Raw genomic sequence first — 22,424 nt, forward strand, 5'->3', positions numbered from 1 at the left:
CCGGATACGGTGGCGTCATGACAGTCGTCAATGACACGTACACCGGCCATGTCGATGCGGGCACCGCGGCCCGTCGCACCCTTCCCGCCGCGACGATCGTCAAGGCGTCGGTCGGACCGATGGACAACAACGCGTACCTCATCACGTGTTCCGCAACCGGAAAAACGCTGCTCATCGACGCCGCGAACGACGGACCGGCGCTCGTCGAGCTGATCAGGTCGCAGGCGCCGGACATCGAACTCATCGTCACCAGCCACCAGCACTTCGACCACTGGCAGGCCCTGGCGGAAGTGGCCGAGGCCACAGGTGCGCCCACCGCCGCGCACGCGCTGGACGCCGAGCCGCTGCCGGTGAAGCCCGACCGCATCCTCACCGACGGCGACACCATCACCATCGGTGACCTGACCTTCGACGTCATCCACCTACAGGGTCACACCGAGGGTTCGGTGGCGCTGGCGCTGCGCGGCGCCGACGGTGAGGTCACCCACCTGTTCACCGGCGACTGCCTGTTTCCCGGCGGCGTCGGCAAGACCTGGCAGGACGGCGACTTCGAGCGGCTGCTCGGCGACGTCACCCGCAAGGTGTTCGACGTCTACCCCGATTCGACGGTCATCTACCCCGGCCACGGCGACGACACCACGCTCGGCACCGAGCGGCCGCATCTCGAGGAGTGGCGGGCGCGCGGCTGGTAGACGCTGGGCTGGTCAGCCCAGGCACTGGCCCGTGGGGACGGGTTGGGTGTTGCCGACCAGTGCCAGCTGGGGGCCGACTTCCTTCGCGGTCAATGCGAAGCTGGTGTCGGGGTCGTCCTGCGCGGCCCCGAAGACGACACCGCGCACCCGGCCGTCCAGGTCGATGAGCGGACCACCCGAATTCCCTTGCTGCACAGCGCCTCTGAGGGCGTACACCTCGCGCGTCACCGTGCCGGTGCGGAAGATGTCCGGTCCCTGGAGCTTGATGACCTCACGGACCCGCACCGGTTTGGCCTCGTACGGGCCGCCGTGCGGGAAGCCGAGCGCGGCGGCGTCGGCACCGCTGACGGCAGGCGCCTCGGAGAACATCAACGGCGCGGTCGGCAGGTCCGGCACTGCGAGGATCGAGATGTCCATGTTCGGGTCGAACGACACCACCTGGCCGTTGTACTTGGTGCCGCCGACCTCGACCGACACTTCGTCGGTCCCCGCGACGCCGTGCGCCGTCGTCATCACGCGCTTGGGTCCCACCACAAACCCGGTGCCCTCCAACCGCTTTCGGCAGCTGTGGGCGATGCCGTGCACTCGCACCACACTCGCCTGCGCGGCAGTCACCGCGGGGTTGTTGGCCACGTTGGGGTCGGGAGGCGCGACGGTCGGGATCGTCGATTCGGTCTCCGACGCGATCGCGGATGTCGTCGCAGGTGTGACGGCGGGGTTCTTGCCCGCGCAGCCGGCGATGAGTGTGGCGGCCAATGACAACGTCACCCATGACGCACGGACGAGACTTCTTCGAGCCATGACCCGAACTTTACGGGCACGAAAAAAACTGAGGCCCCCGGCAGTACGCCGAGGGCCCCAGACAATCGAACTTTACGAGGTGTGGACGATCAGCACGTCGACCTTGGCGCGCCGGGCCACGTTGGCGGGCACCGAGCCCAGCAGGCGGCCGGCGATGGTGCTCAGACCGACGTTGCCGACAACCAGCAGGTCAGCGTTGGAATTCTCGGCCAGGTCGACGAGCGCGTCGACGGGAGCGCCGACGATGGCCTTTTCTTCCACCTGAGTCGCGCCTGCCGCCTCGGCACGGTCGCGCGCCTCACGCAGGATCGCGTAGATCGGCGCGTCGCCGTGGACCTTGTAACCCTCGTCCTTCAGGACATCGGCCGCACGCTGATCATCGGCGTGCGGGAAATAGGCGGTTGCCACGACCAACTTCGCATTGGCCCCCGCGGCGATCTGGGCAGCGCGCTCCACAGCGCGCAGTGACGAATCCGATCCGTCCGTACCGACGACCACGGTCTGGTAGCCGCTCATCAATGGCCTCCCGTTATCCAGGTTTGTGTATCCGGCGTTCTGTCCGGCATCCCCGCAGACAGTAGCCGCTGAATCGCGGCCATTGGTGCGGTTTCACCACACAAGTTCGCCGGGGACACCGTGAAAAATGTGCTTTACCGGCACCGATGTTAGCGGCAGCGACCCGAGAGGGCTTGCCAATGGTGACGAAACGACCGCGCGTTTCGCCCGGTGAGCGGGACCGCTCCGGGCCCCGGATTGTTAGCCACGACCGAAATACAGCTCCTGCGTGGCAACGCACACCAATTGCCCCGCGCGGTTGTACATCGTGCCGCTCGCCAGTCCGCGGCCCCCGATGCCGCTCGGCGAGGTCTGGTCGGACAACACCCAGTCATTCAGATCCACCGGCCGGTGGAACCACAGCGCATGGTCGATCAGCGCGGAGAAGGTGTGCGCCGGCAGCGCGCCCCGCGGGATCATCGCCGCCTCCAGCATCGTGGTGCCGGTCAGGTACGTCAGTAGCCCGGCGTGCAGGGCCGGGTCCTCGGGGATGGTGTCGGTCGGGCGCCACCACATCCGCAGATGCGGCGCCGAATCCGGCGAATCCTTGGCCAGCCGCGGGTGTGGATCGATGTACCGCAGCTCGAACGGTTGGTCGCGAACCCAGAAGCCGCCTGATTCATCGGCGTAGTCGGCAAGCTGTTCGGCCATGGTCGGTACCGAAAGCGGTTCTGGCACATCAGGAATGGTCGCCTGGTAGTCGAGCGCGTCGACCGGGGTGCTGAACGACGCCAGCGCCTCGAGCAGGATCTCGCCGTCCTGAAGGGCCGTGATGCGGCGCGTCGCGAGCGTGCCGCCGTCACGTGCGGCGTCGACCTGGACCTCGACCGGCTTACGGGCATCGCCGGCACGCAGGTAATAGACGTGCAGACTGTGCGCGCTGCGTCCCGGCGCGGTCCGGCTCGCGGCCACCAGCACCTGGCCGGCGAGATGACCGCCGGCGATGTGGTGGCTGGGATTGTCGAGCTGCGTGGCCACGAAGTGGTGGTCATCGGTCTGATCCACCAGCAGCGTGCTCACGAGATCAGACAAAGTCGGCGAACTGTACGTCACCTGAGGCATCTTGCCTGAGGGGTTCGGACGCCCATTGGCGCCCTCGACGAGTTATCCACAGGCTGAGCGAATTGTGTTGCGGTGCCGCAGATGCGTAGGTAGACTCGAACACGTGTTCGAACACTCTGGTATCGGGGCCGGCGGTGTGCTGCTCCACGATGCCGGCGTGGTCGACTTGATGATCCATTTTGCGCGGGTGGAGAACCAGAGCGCTGCGGGCCGGCTGACGGCCATCGCTGATCTGGCGATGTTGCGTGTCGATGACCAGGATGGCCGGCAGTGGTGGGCGTGCGATGGCTGGGACGCCGCGGTCGCTGAAGTCGGGGCCGCACTCGGTCTCGGGAAGCGCGAGGCGTCGGGGCAGTTGTCGATCGCCGTCGCGTTGCGGTTCCGGTTGCCGAAGGTGGCGGCGGTGTTCGCCGATGGTGGGGTCTCGGCGCGCACGGTCGGCACGATCTGCTGGCGCACCCGCCTGGTGGAGGACCCCAACACCCTCGCCGTCATCGACGCCGCGCTGGCGGGAGCACTGTGCGAGTGGGCGGGGTTGTCCCGCAAGAAGATCGAGAAGAAGATCGATGGCTGGGTGCAGAAGTTCGACCCGGCCGCGGTCCTGAAGGTCCGCTCGGCGGCGCGCCGGCGCGGGGTCGGGATCGGCAAGCCCGATGACGAGACCGGGGTGGCCTCCATCTGGGGTGCCCTGCTCGCCACCGATGCCGAACTGCTGGATCGGGTGCTGACCGAGATGGCCAGGCAAGTCTGCGACCAGGATCCCCGAACCTTTGGGCAGCGGCGTGCCGACGCGCTGGGGGTATTAGCGGCCCGCGGGGATCGGTTGGCCTGCCAATGCGGTGACCCGGACTGCCCGGCCGCCGGCCCGGATGCCCGGGCGACGGCGGTGATGATTCATGTACTCACCGATGGCCTGCCCGTGCCGGTGGCCGATCCGCTGCTGAATGGGGATCCGGCTGCGCCTGCGACTCCGGCATCGACCCGGTCAGCGTCTGAGCCGGTGTTCACGCCCGAGCCTGCGCCCGAGCATTTCTTCACCGCCGAACCCGAGCCCGTGCGCGAGCCCGCGCCTGCACTGGCGGCCGACTCGCGGCCCGCCGACACCCCGACCCCTGCTGCGGCCGCTCCGGCCAGCGACCCTGCGCCCACGCCGGCAGCTCCCGCGGCGCCCGTTCCCGCTTCCGTCCCCGCCGCTGCGAAGCCTCCGGCGCCGGTGCGCACGCCGGTCGGTTATGTCCTCGGCGGCGGTGTCGTCCCTCCGGCGGTGCTGGCGGATCTGGTGGCGCGCGGCGCGAAGGTCCGCACCGTCGCCTCCGCCGCCGATTTGGATGAAGTGCCGCGGTACCGGCCCTCGGCCGCGATGGATGAATTCGTGCGGATGCGGGCGATGACGTGCATGTTCCCCGGCTGCGACCACCCGGCCACGGCCTCCGATATCGACCACACCGTGCCGTGGCCGGCCGGGCCGACTCATCCAGGGAACCTGAGCCCGAAATGCCGCAAACACCACCTGTTGAAAACGTTCTACGGTGGGCCTGATGGCTGGCGGGACCGTCAACAACCCGACGGCAGCATTGTGTGGACCGCCCCGACCGGCCACACCTACATCAGCGTGCCCGAGAGCCGAATCTTGTTCCCCCGCACGGTCACCGACACACCGCTGCCGAATCCGCCACCAGATGCCATCGACCTGGACACCACCGCACCGGCCCCCGGCCGGGACATCATGATGCCCCTCCGCCGCCGCACCCGCGCGCAAGATCAAGCCCAGCAGATCGCCTACGAACGCGCCCTCAACCAAGCCGACATCGACGCTCAAGAGGCCGCCCAAGAAGCCTTCGACCGCCAACGCAAAGAACGCCAAGAACGAGAAGCCGCCCGGCAGGCCGAAGAACAACAGCAATCGCACGAGACGACCGAGCGCCCGCCTGCAGACACTGACATCCCACCGCCACTCTGAGCAACACGTGAATGCCCCTGGGAAAGCGAGACTTTCGGGGGTGGCCACGCGTGAGCCAGAACGGGGATCAGCGGCTCCATGCTGGCTTCTCAACACCGAAGTTGCCACCGCTGACCACCTCGCGCGGAAGAATGCAGACAACCTTGCCTCCTCCATCGCTAGCGGGAGCGTACCCCTGTTACTGGTAGCTACACTGCACGTCAGGACCTTGTTGAGCGCAGTTGATTTTGACGCTGAACCGGCACAGGACTTGGAGGCGGTGTCATGGAAGCCGAAGCTGAAGTCGCAGGCGGAATTTCGTCCGAATTAGCGCGGTTGGCGCGCACCTTGCAGAGTCAGCAGGTCATGGACCTTGATACCGAGCGGCTGTTGCTCGAAGTCACCGAGACAGCCACCCAGCTGCTACCCAAGGTCACCCATGGTGGCGTGACGCTGGTTGTCAATCGTCGCCGGCGAACAGTGGAGTCGGTCGCGGCCACCGGCGAGATTCCCAGAGCCCTCGACAGGTTGCAGGACGAACTTGGCGAAGGACCCTGCCTGGAGTCGATCTGGAACCTGTACACCGTGCGGGTCTCGGACTACGCGGCCGAAACACGCTGGCCGGCCTTCGTGGCCGCGTTGCTCACGCAGACGCCGGTGCGCTCGAGTTTGTCCATTCAGCTGTACACCAACGAAAACGAGCTCGGGACGCTCAACCTGTACTCCGAAGAGGCCAACGTCTTCACCCATGACGTCGAGGAGACCGCCCTGACGCTGGCCGCTCACGCCGCTATCGGGCTCGCCAACGCACGCCGCGGCGACGAACTCCAAAGTGCGTTGGCGTCGCGGGACATCATCGGCCAGGCCAAGGGCATCCTCATGGAACGGTTCAGCGTCCCCGCGGGTGCGGCCTTCACGATGCTGACGAAGCTGTCGCAGGAATTGAACATTCCCTTGTATGAGGTCGCACGCAAACTCATCTCCGAGGAACACCCGCCAAAATAGAAGCTCGGCAGGCGATGACACCTACCGAGCTTCTATCAGTGGAGCGAGTGACGGGATTCGAACCCGTGTGAACGGCTTTGCAGGCCGGTGCCTAGCCACTCAGCCACACCCGCACTGATGACCACAGTGCCAGCCGAGCCGCCGCGCGCCCAGGGTTGAGATCGCGGTGATTGCTACCCCTCGCAGCAATCCCCCACCGGCCGACCGACAGCCGGGCCACCCTGCGGCCAGCCGGCCGGTGAGTCCTCCCACGGTTCCTGACGGCCGTACGGGGTCAGGTCCAGGAACGGATATCCGACTGCCGAATGGTCGAGGCCGCGCGCGTATGCCGAATACGTGTGGAACACCTCGTCGCCGCGGCGCAGAAAAACGCTTGCGCCGGGCCAGTCTCCGCGCAGGTCGTCATCGGTCCAGCCGTCGGCGTGCAGTTCGTCGAGGGACTTGTAGTTGTATTCGACCGGCGCTCGCGCCGGGTCGAGTGTCACGTGGAAGTCGTAGGTGAAGTCGCCGTCGCGCGACGAGTACCACGGGAAAGTCCAGCCGTGCTGGTCGCGGTACCGGGCGATGCTCTCGTACGGCGCCCGGGACACGCATGCGAACGTGACATCCTTGCCGTGCAAGAGCTTTCGGTCGCCTTCTGTGAAGGTCAGGTCGGCAGCGGCGGTACAACTCGGGCAGCCGGCATCGATCGCGTCGATCCACATGAAGTGGTGGATGTAGAGCTGACTGCGACCTTCGAACATGTCCGGCAGGCGGACGGCGCCATCGGGTCCGTCGAAGACGTAGTCCTTCTCGATCTTCACCATCGGGAGCCGGCGGCGTTCGGCGTTGACGGCGTCGCGCAGGTGTGTCGCTTCCCGTTCCCGGGCCAGCAGCTTCGTGCGAGCCCCGGCCCATTCCTCCCGCGTGACGACATCGGGATAGGCGGTTGGTTGCGCGGACATGGCATCACTCCTCAAATCGGCCTATACGAATACAGACTTCGACTGCCGCCAAAAGTCATCGGCGCGCGTTAGTTTGTCCCTCATGGAGTGGCTGGCAGATCCTGCCTTTTTCGGCGGGCCCGGGCAGGGCTCGCGACAGATCATCGAACTCGTGGTCGCGTTCGGCCTGACCGCGTTGATCGGACTGGAACGAGAAATTCAGGGCAAGAGTGCCGGCCTGCGCACGCAGACGATCGTCGGCACCGCGGCCGCACTGATCATGCTGGTGAGCAAGTACGGGTTCGGCGACGTGCTGACCCCCGGGCTCGTCGTCGTCGACCCATCACGTGTGGCGGCCCAGATCGTCTCGGGCATCGGCTTCCTCGGTGCGGGCATCATCATCGTGCGCCGGGGCTCGGTGCACGGCCTGACCACCGCCGCGTCGGTGTGGGAGTCGGCGGCGATCGGCATGGCGGCCGGCGCCGGACTGTTGCTGCTCGCGTCGGTGATGACCGCCATGCACCTGCTGATCATCGTGGGCTTCATGCCGCTGGCACGACGGCTGGCTTCGCGACTGGGCGGGTCGGTCCGCCTGCACATCACCTACGCCGACGACCGCGGCGTCCTACGGGATGTGTTGCAGGCGTGTGGCCGACGCGATTGGCAGATCACCGACCTCGAAACCGATCCGCCCGGGGAACCGCTCGGCGCACCGCCCGGCCATGTCGGGGTGCAGCTGACGCTCGGCGGCGCCGGCGTCCTACGGGCCGCGTCTGTGCTGGCTCTGATCGATGGCGTGGCGGGTATCCGCCAACTGCAGGAAGACCCCGATTAACCGATCGCCCGGCTGACGTGTCCGGCGATCAGCTCGTACACGCCGCGCGTGACGTCCGTCGCGCCACTCATGATGTTGTAGCCGTGGTCGACGCCGGGCACCTCGTGGTACTCCGCCAGGGCACCGACGGCGTCCAGCTTCTGGGCATACCGCCATGCCTCATCGCGCAGCCGGTCGTACTCAGCGGTGACGATCAACGCGGGGGCGATACCGTCGATGCCGTCGGCGTTGTTGCCCAATGCCGGCGAGGCCAGCCGATCGCAGCGCTGCGCGGAGTCCGGGATGTACGCGGTGTCGAACACTTCGCTCATCCACGGCCGCATGATTGCCTTGGCGCCCAACGGAGAATGTTTGTCCTTGCTCGCCGTCACCAGATCCAGTGGCGCATAGTGCAACATCTGCAGCTTGAGCTCGGGTCCGCCCTGCTCAGATGCGAGTCGAGCCGCAGCCGCCGACAGACTGCCGCCGGCGCTCTGACCTCCTACACAGAGCTTGCTGCCGTCCCATTCGCGTTCGGCAGCCGATGCCCAGACCAGTACGTCGTACACCTGCTCGACGGGCGCCGGAAACCGGTGTCCCGGCGCCAGCACGTAATCCGTATTCACCACAACCACATTCGCGTGCGCGGCAAGGAAACGGCACCAGGGATCGTCCTGTTCACGGTGGCCGACTACGAAGCCACCACCATGGACGTTCACGTAGACGCCTGCCGCCTGGCCACTCGGCTCTGGCCAGTACACCGTTGCCGCCGTGTCGCCGTGCCGGGTCGGAATCACCACCGGCGTTGTGTTGCCGGGGATTTCAGGAAATCGAACGCCCGGCTTCGGCGCGGGATTGATGGTCGACGAGAACAGCCGTGCGACAGCATCGGCAACGACGGGCCTGGCGAGGATTGACACGCAGCCGACTGTACCGACGCCGGAAGCGGAGCCGTCGAACGCGACTAACCCACGCCCTTACCGGCCCGGAACGACGCCACGCCACCGAGTGCCGCGAGCCCGGCGAAGACGGCGAACAACCAACTGGCCCCGACGGCATCGGGCCGATCGACCGTGTTGACGACGATGCCGGCCAGGCCGGCGCCGAACGCCCCACAGATCAGCTGCACCGTGTTGATCGCCGCCGCGGCCACCGTGCCCTGCGCGGGATCGTCGACCCGGCCCATCGCCCACACCGACAGGTGGGGCCACGCCATGCCGACGCCGATGCCGGTGACCAGAAGCGAGAACGCCCAGACCGCGACCACCGCCGGCGACGCCCCGTCGACCTGGCTCAGCGCCGCGGCGGCCAGTCCGATCGCCATCACCAGCGGTGCCGCCGCCACGATGCGCACGGTCCGGCCGGGTGTGGTGACCGAGGCACTGACGATCTCACTCACCGTCCAGCCCACGCTCAGCGCCACCGCGAGAAAGCCCGCCGCCAACGGCACCAGACCGGCCAGCCGCTGCCCGTACAGCGGCACGTACATGTCTGCCATGGTGGCCGCCATCAATACGCCCAGGGTCACGTAGATCCACTTGAACGGGCCGGGCCCGTAGGCGGTCTGCGGCAGCACGCTCACCGGCATCCGGCGATCCACGACGATGAAGACTCCGACCAGCGCCACGCCGGCAGCCAGCAGCACGACCATCACCGGCACGCTGCGCTGGATGCCCGCGACGCTGATCGCCATGGCCGCGAAGCCGAGAATCATCAACGACCACACCGGAATCCGGAACGGCTCGCGTTCGCGATCAGCGGACCTGCCCGGCAGGCTCAACGGCACCAGGACCATCACCGCGACGGTGAGGATCGCCAGCGCGCCGAACGCCCAGCGCCACACGCCCAATTGCGCGAACAAGCCACCGGACGAGGGCCCGAGCAGCGTCCCGACGCCCCACATCGCCGACACCAGGGCCGACGCCTTGGGCCAAAGCGATTGCGGCAGAGCCGTATTGATCACGGCATACCCCAGCCCGGCCAGCATGCCACCGGCGGCGCCCTGCACCACTCGGCCGGCGAGCATCACCTCCATGGTCGGCGCCAGCGCGCACATGAAGCTGCCGAGCGCGAAAACGCTGAACCCCAACAGATATGAACGCCGCGGGCCGAACCGGGCCACCATGCCGCTGACGGTCGTTGCCGCCATCACCGATGCCACCAGGTACACCGTCGTGACCCACGCGTACAGCCGCCCGCCGCCGATGTCGTTGACGGCACTGGGCAGCAGGCTGATGGTCAAGAACTCGTTGGTCGCGTACAGCGCGACGCCGCCGGCCAGCACCGTCGACGCACCCAGATACCTGGGACCCAGCAGTTCCCGCCAGCTGCCGATCGTCACGGTCTCGGCGCGCATGTCGGTCACGTCCGCGACGCTAGGGGCTCAACCGCGGTTGAGGTCAAGGACCGCTCATTTCAACCCGGCCGCATCCATCCCGCGCAGCTCCTTCTTCAAGTCGGCCACCTCGTCACGAATGCGGGCGGCGAGCTCGAACTGCAGGTCCCGGGCCGCGTTCATCATCTGCGCGGTGAGGTCCTTGATCAGGTCCGCCAACTCGGCACGCGGCATGTTCGCCGTGTCGCGGCCCTCGACGATGCCGGCGCTGACCGCGCGCCCCGGCTCGCCCTGTGCCCGGCGACCGCGGGAGGCATTGCGGCCCGAACCGCCAACCGGAACGGACTCGGTGGCATCCTCCGTATCAGCGGCCTCGCGGTACACCTGGTCGAGGATGTCGGCGATCTTCTTCCGCAGCGGCTGCGGGTCGATCCCATTCTCCTCGTTGTAGGCGATCTGCTTGGCGCGGCGACGCTCGGTCTCCTCGATGGCCGCCTGCATGGAGTCGGTGATCTTGTCGGCGTACATGTGCACCTCGCCGGACACGTTGCGCGCCGCGCGACCGATGGTCTGGATCAGGCTTCGCGTCGAGCGCAGGAAGCCCTCTTTGTCGGCGTCGAGGATCGCCACCAGCGACACCTCGGGCAGGTCCAGGCCCTCACGCAGCAGGTTGATGCCGACCAGGACGTCGTAGTCACCGAGCCGCAACTGGCGTAGCAGCTCCACGCGGCGCAGCGTGTCGACCTCGGAGTGCAGGTAGCGCACCCTGATGCCGGTTTCCAGCAGATAGTCGGTGAGGTCCTCGGCCATCTTCTTGGTCAGCGTGGTGACCAGCACGCGCTCGTCGCGCTCGGTGCGTTTGCGGATTTCCCCGATGAGGTCGTCGATCTGGCCCTTGGTCGGTTTGACGACGATCTGGGGGTCGACCAGGCCCGTGGGCCGGATGACCTGCTCGACGAACTCGCCGCCGGACTGCGCCATCTCGTAGGAACCGGGCGTCGCCGACAGGTAGACCGTCTGACCGATGCGGTCGGCGAACTCCTCCCAGGTCAGCGGCCGGTTGTCGACTGCCGACGGCAACCGGAACCCGAAGTCGACGAGGTTGCGCTTGCGGGACATGTCGCCCTCGTACATGGCGCCGATCTGCGGCACCGTCACGTGGGATTCGTCGATGACCAGCAGGAAGTCCTCGGGGAAGTAGTCCAGCAGCGTCGCCGGTGCCGAACCGGCGGCACGGCCGTCGATGTGCCGCGAGTAGTTCTCGATGCCCGAGCAGAACCCGACCTGCTTCATCATCTCGACGTCGTAGTTGGTGCGCATCCGCAGCCGCTGCGCCTCCAGCAGCTTGCCCTGGCCTTCCAGCTGGGCGAGCCGCTCCTCCAGCTCCTGCTCGATGGTCGAGATGGCCATGGCCATGCGCTCGGGACCCGCCACATAGTGGGTGGCCGGGAAGATGCGCAACGAGTCGACCTTGCGCACCACGTCGCCGGTCAGCGGGTGCAGGTAGTAGAGCGCCTCGACCTCGTCACCGAAGAACTCGATGCGCACCGCCAGTTCCTCGTAGGACGGGATGATCTCGACGGTGTCGCCGCGCACCCGGAACGAGCCGCGGGTGAACGCCACGTCGTTGCGGTTGTACTGGATGTCGACCAGCAGGCGCAGCAGCCCGTCGCGCGGCACGTCGTCGCCGACCTTGAGCTCGACGGAGCGGTCCATGTACGACTGCGGGGTACCCAGGCCGTAGATGCAGGACACCGAGGCCACCACCACGACGTCGCGGCGTGACAGCAGGCTCGACGTCGCCGAGTGCCGCAGCCGCTCGACGTCGTCGTTGATCGAGCTGTCCTTCTCGATGTAGGTGTCGGTCTGGGCGATGTACGCCTCGGGCTGGTAGTAGTCGTAGTACGAGACGAAGTACTCGACGGCGTTGTGCGGCAACATCTCCCGCAGCTCGTTGGCGAGCTGGGCGGCCAGCGTCTTGTTGGGCGCCATCACCAGGGTGGGGCGCTGCAGCCGCTCGATGAGCCAGGCGGTGGTCGCGGACTTGCCGGTGCCGGTGGCACCGAGCAGCACCACGTCGCGCTCGCCGGCGGAGATCCGGCGCTCGAGTTCGTCGATGGCTGCCGGCTGGTCACCCGCCGGTTCGTACTGACTGACCACTTCGAAGCGCCCGCCGGCCCGCACCATGGCGTCGACCGGCCGGTATTCCGAGTGCGCGAGGACGGGGTATTCGGTCGCGAAGGCCATGAGTACCAGGGTAGAGGCGGGCACCGACATTGATGATGGAAGAGCGTTACCGCGCGGGTCGTGGCTCTGGCACTGACTGACGCCCTACTGGGTTGTCTTTAACCTGATTTGCCCGGCCCGTGTGGTGCGCGTCTTGTTCACACCGGACAGGACGGACATGACTTAATCAGGAGCCTGGCCGTTCCTCATCAATGTCTTGTCTGCCCGCCCTGGCCGGTGTGTGCCCCGCCCAACGCTGGTCAGAAGGGACACCATCATCTTGACAGAATCTGCGCTCATCGTCGCCGGTGCGGACACCCACCTCGACACCATCCACGTCGCCGCGATCACCACGACCGGCGCCACCCTCGGCGACAAGGAGTTCCCCACCACCGGCGCCGGGTACGCCGCGGCGATCGCATTCCTCATGACACTGGGCCACATTGTGCGCATCGGTGTGGAAGGCACCGCCAGCTACGGCGCCGGGTTCACCCGGGCCTTAACCGCCGCGGGGATCGAGGTGGTGGAGGTGACGAGAGCGGTCAAGTCCACCCGCCGACTCAAAGGAAAATCCGACCCGCTCGACGCGTACAGCGCCGCCCGCACCGTGTTGGCCGGCGAGGGCCTGGCCACCCCCAAAGACGATGCCACCACCGGATTGCGTGCCCTGCACATCGCTCGTCGTTCGGCGGTCAAGCACCGCACCGCGGTGATCAACCAGATCAAAGCCATGCTGATATCGGCGCCGGATGCGGTGCGTGAAAAGTACCGTGGCTTAACAACATTGAAGTTGATCGAGGCCATCGCCCGCTGCCGCCCCGACACTGTGGCCGACACGTGGGCACAGTCGCTGCTCACCGCGGCCAAGATGCTCGCCCAACGCGTGCAATTCCTCGAAACCCAAGCCGAAACCCTGCAAACGCAGATCGATGCCCTTGTCGCCAAGGCCAACCCCGGCCTGCGCGCTGCCTACGGTGTCGGCCCGGACACCGCCGCCCAGCTATTGATCACCGCCGGAGCCAACCCGCACCGGCTGCACAGTGAAGCCGCGTTCGCCGCTCTGTGCGGCACCGCGCCAGTGCCGGCGTCCTCGGGTAAGACCAACCGGCACCGCCTATCGCGCGGCGGTGACCGCGCCGCCAACAACGCGCTGCACCGCATCGCCCTGGTGCGCATGTCCAGTCACCAGTCGACCAAGGACTACGTGCAACGACAGCTCGCCAAGGGCCACAACAAAATGGAGATCCTGCGCAAACTCAAACGGGCCATCGCCCGCGAAGTCTTCAAACTCCTGACCCGCCAGATCGCAGTACCTGAATACAACGACCTACGGCCAGCCCGGCAATCCAAAAACATCACCGTCACCGCCGCTGCGAACCACTTCGGCGTCTGGCCCACCGTCATCTCCCGCATCGAACGCGGACTACAACGCGACGACGCCCTGGCTGATCAATACAGATCATGGCTCCAAGCTGCTTGACACCAATAGGAGCATCAGGCGCTGCCGGTCGCCGGACGAGCGCGTACGCTGGCGCCATCCACGCACCCAAGCACGAGACGTTCGACCTGGCCGCCCGCACGAACACCGATCCCAAAGGCATCGTGCGGGCTGTCGACGTGTACCGGGTCGAGCCGTGGGGCCTGTACATGGCGCGCCCCACCCCCGGCCGCCCACAGTTCCACTACCTGGAGTCGTGGCTGCTGCCGTCGATCGGCCTGCGGGCCAGCGTCTTCCATTTCAATCCGGGACATGAACGCGACCAGGACTTCTATCTCGATGTCGGCCGGTTCACCGCCGGCGAGCAGGCCTGGACATCCGAGGACCACTACCTCGACCTGGTCGTCCGGTCGGGCAAGAGTGTCGAACTGGAGGACGTCGACGAACTTCTCGACGCGGTGCGTCACCACCTGTTGAGCACCGACGACGGTGAACGCGCCATCACGACGGCGACGGCCGCCATCGAAGGGCTGGCTCAGCACAATTACCAGCTGAACAATTGGCTAGCCAGTCTCGGTATGTCACTGACCTGGCGCGACGGGTAATGTCAACAACCATGACATCGATCGGGCGCGGACGACTGGCCGCGGCATCGCTGGCGTGCGCCACCGCAGTGGCCACGAGCGCCTCCCTGTTTCTCGCCACGACGGCAGCTGCCGACCCGGCTCCCCCGGCCCCGCCCGCACCGCCGGCGGTTCCGGCCGGCGACAGCGCACCGCCCAGCGCGGGACCGCACAACGTCACCTACCGGGCCCGGATCGACGGGGTGTCCCGCGGGACGCTGATCACCTATCGGCTCACCGATACGCAGCTCAATTCGGCGACGCCCTCGTTGCTCCCCGGCGAATCGTTCGAAGCCTCGGCCGTGCTGAACAACGCGGCGAACGCCGGCATGCAGGTGTCGATCCAATGGCCGTACTCGGCCAGCCTGCACTGCGAGATCCTGGTCGACGACGAGATCGTCGCCCAGGCCGACCAGTTCGTCGCCCCGCGCCTGACGCCGCAGCGCCAGGACCCCGGCTACGGCGTGCTCAGCTGCGGTTCGGTGACCGACTTCGATCCCAGCCAGCAGTACAGCGCTGAGCTACCGGGCACCCCGGCCACCCCGGCCGCGCCCGCGACGCCGGTCGCACACTAAGGGCGCCAACCGGTTTGGTCGGCCCAGGCCCAGGCCCGTCGGTACGCACCGGCGAGCCAGGGCTCCTTGGCGTCGGCGTACTCGCCGCTGGTAGCTGGCGCGGCAGCCATCGCATCGTGCTTGAGCGCCAGGTACTCGACCCGCTCGTCGGGGTTGGCGGCGAGCCACACCGGGAACAGCAGGGCGAACTGCTGGCCCGGCCAGCCGTCGACCCGGATGTGCACGTTGGTCGGCCGGCCGGGATCGGCGGACGCGTGAAAGCGCTTCTGCCACAACGTCTTGTCGTCGGTGTGGGCCACGTCTGCGGTGATGTCCGCGACCCGGGGGTAGCCGGCGGCCAGCAGCAGATCGGTGAGCTCGTCGGCCACGTCGAGCGACTTCACCGTCACCTGGATGTCGATGACGTCCTTGGCGTCCAGGCCCGGCACCGCCGTCGACCCGATGTGGTCGACCCGCACCGCCCGGTGGCCGCATGCGGTGTTCAGCCGGGCCACGATGCGGCGGGCCTGTTCGGGCCACGTCTCGTCGTACGACACCACGGCCGGTACGACACTGGCCGGCACGCCGGCCTGCACGTTGCGCGCGAACGGGACGATGCGCTGCTCCCACAGCTCGCGGGCCGCGGCCGCCAGTTCGTCGGCGCTGCCGTGGTTGTCCAGCCAGACGTCCGCGACGGCCTGTCGCTGTTCGACGGTCGCCTGCGCCGCGATGCGGGCGCGGGCGTCCGCCTCCGAGAAGCCGCGGTGTTCGACCAGCCGCGCGACCCGCACGTCCTCGTCGGCGTGCACCATGACGACCAACGGGAACAGCGGCGCCATCTGCGACTCGACGAGCAGCGGAATATCTTCCACCACAACCGAACCCACCGGCGCGGCGTCGATGAGCTCGGCACGGCGCTTGCCGACCAGCGGGTGCACGATGCCGTTGAGGGTCTTGCGCTTCTCCTCGTCGCTGAACGCCACCGCGGCCAGCGCCGGCCGGTTGAGCGAACCGTCGGGCAGCAGGATGTCCGCGCCGAAGGCCGCCACCAGGGCGGCCAGCCCTTCGGTGCCGGGTTCCACCACCTCGCGGGCGATCACATCACCGTCGACGATGATGCCGCCTTCCGCCGCGAAGGTCGATGACACAGTGGATTTTCCGGCGCCGATGCCGCCGCTCAGTCCGATACGAAGCACGCTCGACACCATATCGGGGGCCCACCAACGACAAATGCCCCGACCCAATGGGCCGGGGCATTTGTCGTTGAACTACTTAGGCGTTGCCGGCGAGCTTCTCGCGCAGCGCCGCCAGCTGGGCGTCGCTGGCGAGGGTGCCACCGGTCGACTCCTCGGAACGCGAGGAACCGCTGGTCGCCGGGCGGGCAGCTGCCTCGGCGTCGGCCGCGGCGAACTTCTCCATCTGGGCGGTGTGCATCTTGTGGCGGCGCTCGGCCTCGGCGTACCGGGCCTCCCACTCGTCACGCTGCTTCTCGAAGCCTTCCAGCCATTCGTTGCTGTCGGCGTCGAAGCCCTCGGGGAAGATGTAGTTGCCCTGCTCGTCGTAGCTGTCGGCCATGCCGTACTTCGACGGGTCGAACTCCTCGGTGTAGTCCTCGTTGGCCTGCTTGAGGCTCAGCGAGATGCGGCGACGCTCCAGGTCGATGTCGATGACCTTGACCATCGCGTCGTCGCCGACCTGGACCACCTGGTCCGGGACCTCGACGTGGCGCTCGGACAGCTCCGAGATGTGCACCAGGCCCTCGATGCCCTCTTCGACGCGGACGAACGCACCGAACGGAACCAGCTTGGTGACCTTGCCCGGGACGATCTGACCGATCGCGTGGGTACGGGCGAAGTGGCGCCACGGGTCTTCCTGAGTCGCCTTGAGCGACAGCGAAACCCGCTCGCGGTCCATGTCGACGTCCAGCACCTCGACGGTGACCTCGTCGCCCACCTGAACCACCTCGGACGGGTGATCGATGTGCTTCCAGGACAGCTCCGAGACGTGCACCAGGCCGTCCACGCCACCCAGGTCGACGAACGCGCCGAAGTTGACGATCGAGGACACGACACCCTTGCGGATGGCGCCCTTGGTGAGCTGGTTGAGGAACTCGCTGCGGACCTCGGACTGGGTCTGCTCGAGCCATGCGCGACGCGACAGGACCACGTTGTTGCGGTTCTTGTCGAGCTCGATGATCTTGGCCTCGATCTCCTTGCCGATGTACGGCTGCAGATCGCGGACCCGGCGCATCTCGACGAGCGACGCGGGCAGGAAGCCGCGCAGGCCGATGTCGAGGATCAAGCCGCCCTTGACGACCTCGATGACGGTGCCCTTGACGGCCTCGTCCTTCTCCTTGAGCTCCTCGATGGTGCCCCAGGCGCGCTCGTACTGAGCCCGCTTCTTGGAGAGGATCAGGCGGCCTTCCTTGTCCTCCTTGGTGAGAACGAGGGCTTCGACCTCATCGCCCACGGAAACGACCTCGTTGGGGTCGACGTCGTGCTTGATGGAAAGTTCGCGAGAAGGAATGACACCTTCGGTCTTGTAGCCGATGTCGAGCAGGACCTCGTCACGGTCCACCTTGACGATGGTCCCTTCGACGATGTCGCCATCGTTGAAGTACTTGATGGTCTTGTCGATAGCGGCGAGAAAGTCCTCGGCCGAGCCAATGTCGTTGATGGCTACTTGCGGCGAGGTGATGGAGGGACTTGGCATGTGGTGGGATGCTCCGGACAGGTTGAATCGTAGGGACAAATGGTTTGTGTTTCTCGTGATGCGTCGCGGCGTTGCCGCCTGAAGCTCCACGCGCACCCATAGCCCATGTGGACACAGGTACTTGTCGAGGGTACTAGACCCGTAGACGCAGGCCAAACGCGGTCTGCTCCACTGCACGGGAATGCCGTTCCGCCGATAGTCTCGTGTCGTGTATCCCGCTCCGTCGCCCGTGCCTCCGCCATATCCGTATCTGGCGCCGATGCCGCGGCGAATCCGCAAGGTTGGTGCGCCCCTCGGCGTGATCATCGGCCTGGGCGTGCTGATCGGCTGCGTCCTGATCCTGACCACGCTGACCAACCCGATCGGGATGACCATCGGTTTCGTGCTGGCCAGCATCGCGACAGCGGTGGTGCTGCTGACCTACCTGTGGTTCGACCGCTGGGAGCCCGAGCCACCGCGGCTGCTGATCTTCGCGTTCATCTGGGGTTCCTCCATCAGCGTCGTCATCTCGGTGGTCCTGGAAACCATGTCGACGCCACTGCTCGGCAAGGACGGCTTCGCCGCGATGGCCATCGGCGCCCCGGTGATCGAAGAGGCCGCCAAGGGCGCGTTCCTGCTGCTGATGATGACCGGCCGGCGCCGCAACGAACTCAATTCGCTGACGGACTGCCTGGTCTACGCCGGTTTCGTCGCCGCGGGCTTCGCGTGGCTGGAGAACATCTTCTATATCGCCATGGGCGAGACCATCGCGCACTCCCTGCTCACCGCCGCGCTGCGGCTGATCATGGGCCCCTTCGCACATCCGCTGTTCACCAGCATGACCGGCATCGGCGTGTACCTCGCGCTGCAGCATCGCAGCGCCGGCGCCAAGGTGCTCTACATCGGACTCGGCTACATCGCCGCGGTGGTCATGCACATGTTGTGGAACGGCTCGACCGTCGTCGGCGCCGGCGCCTACTTCGCCGTCTACCTGTTCTGGATGGTGCCGATCTTCACCCTCGCCATCGTCACCGGTGTGCTGGGCCGCCGCCGCGAGCAGCGGGTGGTCGCCGAGAAGCTGCCCGGGCTCATCGCCTCCGGCCTGATCTCCCCGAACGAGGCGACGTGGCTCGGATCGATGCGGACCCGTAAGGCGGCGATCGCGACGGCGACGCGGATCGGCGGCGCACCGGCCGGGAAATCGGTGAAGGAATTCGCCGTGCAGGTCGTCGAGTTGGCATTCGTCCGGGACCGCATCGACCGGGGCCTGGCCGACCAGCGGACCTATCAGCTGCACGCCGAGGAGGCGTACTGGCTGACCGCCACACGGGCGCAGGCGCCGGTGCTTCAGTGGCTGACCAACTACCGCGCGGTCTGACTTAACGATTTGCCCGGGTCAGCGATACTTCTTGCATGCTCGCGCACCTTCTCGACGTCCTGCCGGCGTTCCTGGTCGCGTCGGTGATCCTGGCCGCACTGCCCGGACCGGCGACGGCACTGTTCCTGCACCGCTCGGTGCGCGACGGCCGCAAGGCCGGCCTGGCAGCTGTCGTCGGCAATGAGATCGGCGTCTGCGGGTGGACGCTGGCCGGCGGCGGCGGGCTGTCGATCCTGCTGACGGCCAATCACTGGCTGTCGCTGGCGCTGCACGTCGTCGGCGCCGCGATCCTGATCTGGCTGGGCATCAGCGCCTGGCGCAGTGCGAAACACCCCACCGACATGGCCGTGACCATGCCGCTGCGCGGCCGCACCCCGGGCGCGGCGTTCCGCGCCGCACTCGTGTCGATCGCCGCCAACCCCAAGGCCGCGGCCTTCGGGATCGTGGTGCTCCCCCAGTTCCTGCCGGCCGGCGGCCCCGTGCTGCCGACGCTGCTGGTGCTCGCCGCCATCCAACTCGTCATCGACACCTCGTGGTGCGTCGGTGTCGTCCTGGCCGCCGACAAGGCGCGAAACATTTTGAGCCGCACCCACATTCGTCAGCGCATCGAACGCGCCATGGGCGCGATCCTCGTTGCGCTCGGGATCGGGTTGGCGGCCGACGCCTAGCCCTAGTGGGCGGCGGCGTCCCAACTCGGGCCGTATCCGACCGACACCTCGAGCGGCACGTCCAGCGGGTAGGCGCTGCCCATCTGCTCACGCACCAAGGTCTCGAGCGCGGCCCGCTCGCCCTCGGCCACCTCGAACAGCAATTCGTCATGCACCTGAAGCAGGATGCGTGACTTCAGCCCGGCGTCCTTCATGGCGCGGTCGACGTTGATCATCGCGACCTTGATGATGTCGGCGGCGCTGCCCTGGATGGGCGCGTTGAGCGCGGCCCGCTCGGCCGCCTCGCGGACGTTGCGGTTGCTGCTGTCGAGTTCCGGCAGGTAACGCCGGCGCCCGAGCACCGTCGAGGTGTACCCGTCCTTGCGGGCCTGTTCGACGACGGAGTGCAGGTAGTCACGCACCCCGCCGAAGCGGTCGAAGTACTGGTCCATCTGCTGCTTGGCTTCTTCGGTCGAGATCTTCAGCTGCGACGCCAGGCCGTACGCCGACAACCCGTAGGCCAAGCCGTAGGACATGGCCTTGACCCGGCGGCGCAGCTCAGCGGTCACTTCCTCGCTCGGCACGCCGAACGCCCGCGACGCCACGAAGGTGTGCAGGTCTTCGCCGGTGTTGAACGCCTCGATGAGACCGGCGTCGCCCGACAGGTGCGCCATGATGCGCATCTCGATCTGGCTGTAGTCGGCCGTCATCAGCTCGGTCCAGTTCTTGCCCACGACGAAGGCTTCACGAATCTGGCGGCCGGCTTCGGTGCGGATCGGGATGTTCTGCAGGTTCGGCTCGGTCGACGACAAGCGACCGGTGGCGGCGATGGTCTGGTTGAAGGTGGTGTGGATGCGGCCGTCGGACGCGACCGCGTTCAGCAGTCCGTCGACGGTGACCTTGAGCCGGGTCGCGTCACGATGCGCCAGCAGATGCTGCAGGAACGGGTGGCCCGTCTTGTCCAGAAGTGATTGCAGCGCATCGGCATCCGTGGTGTAGCCGGTCTTGGTGCGCTTGGTCTTCGGCATCTCGAGCTTGTCGAACAGCACCACCTGCAGCTGCTTGGGCGAGCCCAGGTTGATCTGCTCACCGATCGCCGCGTAGGCCGCCTCGGCGGCGTCGCGAATCTGGTCGGAGAACTGGCTCTGCAGCCGGCCGAGCAGTTCGATGTCGACGGCGATGCCGGCGTTCTCCATCTCGGCGAGGGCGCGCTGTACCGGAAGCTCCATCTGCCCGAGCAGCGCCAGCGAGTCGATCTTGGCGAGTTCCACGTCGAGCGCGTCGGCCAGATCGCCGACCGCCGCGGCACGCACGATCAGCGCCTGGACCGCGGCGTCGTCGACCTCATCGGGGTCGTCGAGCAGCGAAAGCTGTTGCTCCTCTTTGGTTTCCGCCCGTAGCTCGCGGCCCAGGTACCGCACCGACAGGTCGTCGAGGGCGAAGCTGCGCTGCCCCGGACGGACCAGATACGCCGCCAGTGCCGTGTCGGAAGTGACACCGGCGAGCGGCCAGCCGCGGCCGAGCAGGTCGTGCCACGCCAGCTTCGCCTCGTGCAGCGCCTTCGGCGGACCCGGATCGGCCAACCACGACGCCAGCGCCGCTTCATCCTCGGCGTCCAGCCGCGCGGTGTCGATGTAGACGCCTTCGCCGCTGGCCGACACGATCGCCACCGCGGTCGCGTCGGCGTCGAAGGCCTTGTGCGTGCCCGCGACGGCCATGCCGAAGCGGCTGCCGTTGCTGTGCTCGGCGAGCCAGGCCGCCAGGGTGCCCGGCTCGAGCAGTCCGCCACGGACGTCGAAGCCGAGCTCGACCTCGGGCTCCACGGGCGACAGGGTGTCGAACAGCCGGTCCCGCAGAACCCGGAACTCCAGGTCGTCGAACAGCTGGTGGATGCGGTCGCGGTCCCACGGCTGCACCCGCAAGGCCTCCGGGGTGTGTGCCAACGGCACGTTCCTGACCAGGTCCGTCAGCTCACGGTTGAGGATGACGCTGGAGAGGTTGGCCCTCAGCGAGTCGCCGACCTTGCCTTTGACCTCATCGACATGGTCGACCAGCGCCTGTAGCGAGCCGTACTGGTTGATCCATTTGGACGCGGTCTTCTCCCCCACACCGGGGATACCGGGCAGGTTGTCGCTCGGGTCGCCGCGCAGGGCCGCGAAGTCCGGGTACTGCGTCGGGGTGAGGCCGTACTTCTCCACCACGGCGTCGGGGGTGAAGCGGTGCAGGTCGCTGACGCCCTTCTTCGGGTAGAGCACCGTCACGTCGTCGGTGACGAGCTGCAGCGAGTCGCGGTCGCCGGTGACGACCAGCACCCGGAAATCCTCCGCCTCAGCCTGCGTGGCCAGCGTGGCGATCAGGTCGTCGGCCTCGAAGCCGTCTTCGGCCAGCACCGTGATGCCGAGCGCCCCCAGCACCTCTTTGGTGATGTCGATCTGGCCCCGGAACTCGTCGGGCGTGGCGGCCCGCCCCTCCTTGTACTCCGGGTACTTCTCTTTGCGGAACGTCTGGCGGGACACGTCGAAGGCCGCCGCGACGTGCGTCGGCTTCTCATCGCGCAGCAGATTGATGAGCATGGCGGTGAAGCCGTACACCGCGTTGGTGGTCAGCCCGCCCTGCGTCTTGAAGTTCTCGGCGGGCAGCGCGTAGAACGCTCGGAACGCCAGTGAATTGCCGTCCAGCAGCATCAATGTGGGCTTGGTGGTGGGCGGGGCGTCCGTTGCGGTGGGGCTCACGGCTCTAAC

At 67.2% G+C, this 22,424-nt stretch carries 19 protein-coding genes and 1 tRNA gene; 9 read left to right on the forward strand and 11 right to left on the reverse strand.

What is annotated here, in order from left to right; genetic code table 11:
- The first annotated feature begins 17 nt into the window (after window positions 1-17).
- On the forward strand, window positions 18-692 hold the full coding sequence (locus ACZ5IQ_RS17540; protein WP_212814078.1) for an MBL fold metallo-hydrolase: 675 nt from the start codon (window positions 18-20) through the stop codon (window positions 690-692).
- 12 nt (window positions 693-704) lie between these two features.
- On the opposite strand, the gene ACZ5IQ_RS17545 is transcribed toward ACZ5IQ_RS17540, so the two are convergent.
- The 3 genes from ACZ5IQ_RS17545 to ACZ5IQ_RS17555 all read right to left on the reverse strand — a co-directional run bounded on the left by ACZ5IQ_RS17545 (window position 705) and on the right by ACZ5IQ_RS17555 (window position 3,110).
- Window positions 705-1,493 (reverse strand): MarP family serine protease, encoded by a 789-nt coding sequence (locus tag ACZ5IQ_RS17545; RefSeq protein ID WP_256445387.1) that lies wholly within the window; start codon window positions 1,491-1,493, stop codon window positions 705-707.
- 72 nt (window positions 1,494-1,565) lie between these two features.
- Window positions 1,566-2,009: a universal stress protein gene (locus ACZ5IQ_RS17550; RefSeq protein WP_020103294.1), complete on the reverse strand. Its 444-nt coding sequence runs from the start codon at window positions 2,007-2,009 to the stop codon at window positions 1,566-1,568.
- 240 nt (window positions 2,010-2,249) lie between these two features.
- The gene (locus ACZ5IQ_RS17555) at window positions 2,250-3,110 is read right to left on the reverse strand and encodes an acyl-CoA thioesterase (RefSeq protein ID WP_212814076.1); all 861 of its coding nucleotides are present in this window, start codon (window positions 3,108-3,110) and stop codon (window positions 2,250-2,252) included.
- Window positions 3,111-3,213: 103 nt separating this feature from the next.
- Here ACZ5IQ_RS17555 and ACZ5IQ_RS17560 point away from each other — a divergent pair, with 103 nt between their 5' ends.
- Window positions 3,214-5,070 (forward strand): DUF222 domain-containing protein, encoded by a 1,857-nt coding sequence (locus ACZ5IQ_RS17560; protein ID WP_212814074.1) that lies wholly within the window; start codon window positions 3,214-3,216, stop codon window positions 5,068-5,070.
- A gap of 345 nt (window positions 5,071-5,415) precedes the next feature.
- Window positions 5,416-6,054, forward strand: coding sequence for a GAF and ANTAR domain-containing protein (locus tag ACZ5IQ_RS17565; RefSeq protein ID WP_138249702.1), 639 nt, complete (start codon window positions 5,416-5,418; stop codon window positions 6,052-6,054).
- A 39-nt stretch (window positions 6,055-6,093) separates the two neighbouring features.
- Here the strand turns inward: ACZ5IQ_RS17565 and ACZ5IQ_RS17570 are convergent.
- Window positions 6,094-6,167, reverse strand: a tRNA-Cys gene (locus ACZ5IQ_RS17570).
- 60 nt (window positions 6,168-6,227) lie between these two features.
- Window positions 6,228-6,998, reverse strand: coding sequence for a DUF899 domain-containing protein (locus ACZ5IQ_RS17575; protein WP_464480045.1), 771 nt, complete (start codon window positions 6,996-6,998; stop codon window positions 6,228-6,230).
- Between the two features lie 82 nt (window positions 6,999-7,080).
- Between ACZ5IQ_RS17575 and ACZ5IQ_RS17580 the strand changes: the two genes are divergently transcribed.
- On the forward strand, window positions 7,081-7,812 hold the full coding sequence (locus ACZ5IQ_RS17580; RefSeq protein ID WP_061006759.1) for an MgtC/SapB family protein: 732 nt from the start codon (window positions 7,081-7,083) through the stop codon (window positions 7,810-7,812).
- Here ACZ5IQ_RS17580 and ACZ5IQ_RS17585 read toward each other — a convergent pair.
- From ACZ5IQ_RS17585 to uvrB, 3 genes are read right to left on the reverse strand one after another with little or no spacing between them, the layout of a single operon-like run.
- Complete coding sequence (locus ACZ5IQ_RS17585) at window positions 7,809-8,711, reverse strand: alpha/beta hydrolase (protein ID WP_464480046.1); 903 nt, start codon at window positions 8,709-8,711, stop codon at window positions 7,809-7,811. The genes ACZ5IQ_RS17580 and ACZ5IQ_RS17585 overlap by 4 nt on opposite strands.
- Before the next feature lie 44 nt (window positions 8,712-8,755).
- Complete coding sequence (locus ACZ5IQ_RS17590; protein ID WP_409431540.1) at window positions 8,756-10,156, reverse strand: MFS transporter; 1,401 nt, start codon at window positions 10,154-10,156, stop codon at window positions 8,756-8,758.
- Between the two features lie 45 nt (window positions 10,157-10,201).
- The gene (gene uvrB / locus ACZ5IQ_RS17595; protein ID WP_138249705.1) at window positions 10,202-12,373 is read right to left on the reverse strand and encodes an excinuclease ABC subunit UvrB; all 2,172 of its coding nucleotides are present in this window, start codon (window positions 12,371-12,373) and stop codon (window positions 10,202-10,204) included.
- 259 nt (window positions 12,374-12,632) lie between these two features.
- Here uvrB and ACZ5IQ_RS17600 point away from each other — a divergent pair, with 259 nt between their 5' ends.
- From ACZ5IQ_RS17600 to ACZ5IQ_RS17610, 3 genes are read left to right on the forward strand one after another with little or no spacing between them, the layout of a single operon-like run.
- Complete coding sequence (locus ACZ5IQ_RS17600; protein ID WP_133426027.1) at window positions 12,633-13,832, forward strand: IS110 family RNA-guided transposase; 1,200 nt, start codon at window positions 12,633-12,635, stop codon at window positions 13,830-13,832.
- Between the two features lie 56 nt (window positions 13,833-13,888).
- Complete coding sequence (locus ACZ5IQ_RS17605) at window positions 13,889-14,395, forward strand: ribonuclease FAU-1 family protein (RefSeq protein ID WP_082762149.1); 507 nt, start codon at window positions 13,889-13,891, stop codon at window positions 14,393-14,395.
- 11 nt (window positions 14,396-14,406) lie between these two features.
- Window positions 14,407-14,988: a hypothetical protein gene (locus ACZ5IQ_RS17610; RefSeq protein WP_406784322.1), complete on the forward strand. Its 582-nt coding sequence runs from the start codon at window positions 14,407-14,409 to the stop codon at window positions 14,986-14,988.
- On the opposite strand, the gene coaE is transcribed toward ACZ5IQ_RS17610, so the two are convergent.
- Window positions 14,985-16,163, reverse strand: a complete 1,179-nt coding sequence (gene coaE, locus ACZ5IQ_RS17615) for a dephospho-CoA kinase (protein WP_464480047.1) — start codon at window positions 16,161-16,163, stop codon at window positions 14,985-14,987. The two genes, ACZ5IQ_RS17610 and coaE, sit on opposite strands and share 4 nt — an antisense overlap.
- A gap of 76 nt (window positions 16,164-16,239) precedes the next feature.
- Window positions 16,240-17,679, reverse strand: coding sequence for a 30S ribosomal protein S1 (gene rpsA, locus ACZ5IQ_RS17620; protein WP_061006315.1), 1,440 nt, complete (start codon window positions 17,677-17,679; stop codon window positions 16,240-16,242).
- A 259-nt stretch (window positions 17,680-17,938) separates the two neighbouring features.
- Between rpsA and ACZ5IQ_RS17625 the strand changes: the two genes are divergently transcribed.
- Both ACZ5IQ_RS17625 and ACZ5IQ_RS17630 read left to right on the forward strand, forming a co-directional pair.
- Window positions 17,939-19,036, forward strand: a complete 1,098-nt coding sequence (locus ACZ5IQ_RS17625) for a PrsW family intramembrane metalloprotease (protein ID WP_135357902.1) — start codon at window positions 17,939-17,941, stop codon at window positions 19,034-19,036.
- Window positions 19,037-19,071: 35 nt separating this feature from the next.
- A complete protein-coding gene (locus ACZ5IQ_RS17630; protein ID WP_135357891.1) occupies window positions 19,072-19,704 on the forward strand; it encodes a LysE family translocator in 633 nt (210 codons plus the stop codon).
- Between the two features lie 2 nt (window positions 19,705-19,706).
- Here the strand turns inward: ACZ5IQ_RS17630 and polA are convergent, their stop codons facing one another.
- The gene (gene polA / locus ACZ5IQ_RS17635) at window positions 19,707-22,367 is read right to left on the reverse strand and encodes a DNA polymerase I (RefSeq protein WP_464481481.1); all 2,661 of its coding nucleotides are present in this window, start codon (window positions 22,365-22,367) and stop codon (window positions 19,707-19,709) included.
- Between the last annotated feature and the right edge of the window lie 57 nt (window positions 22,368-22,424).

This window comes from Mycobacterium toneyamaense, assembly GCF_055384815.1.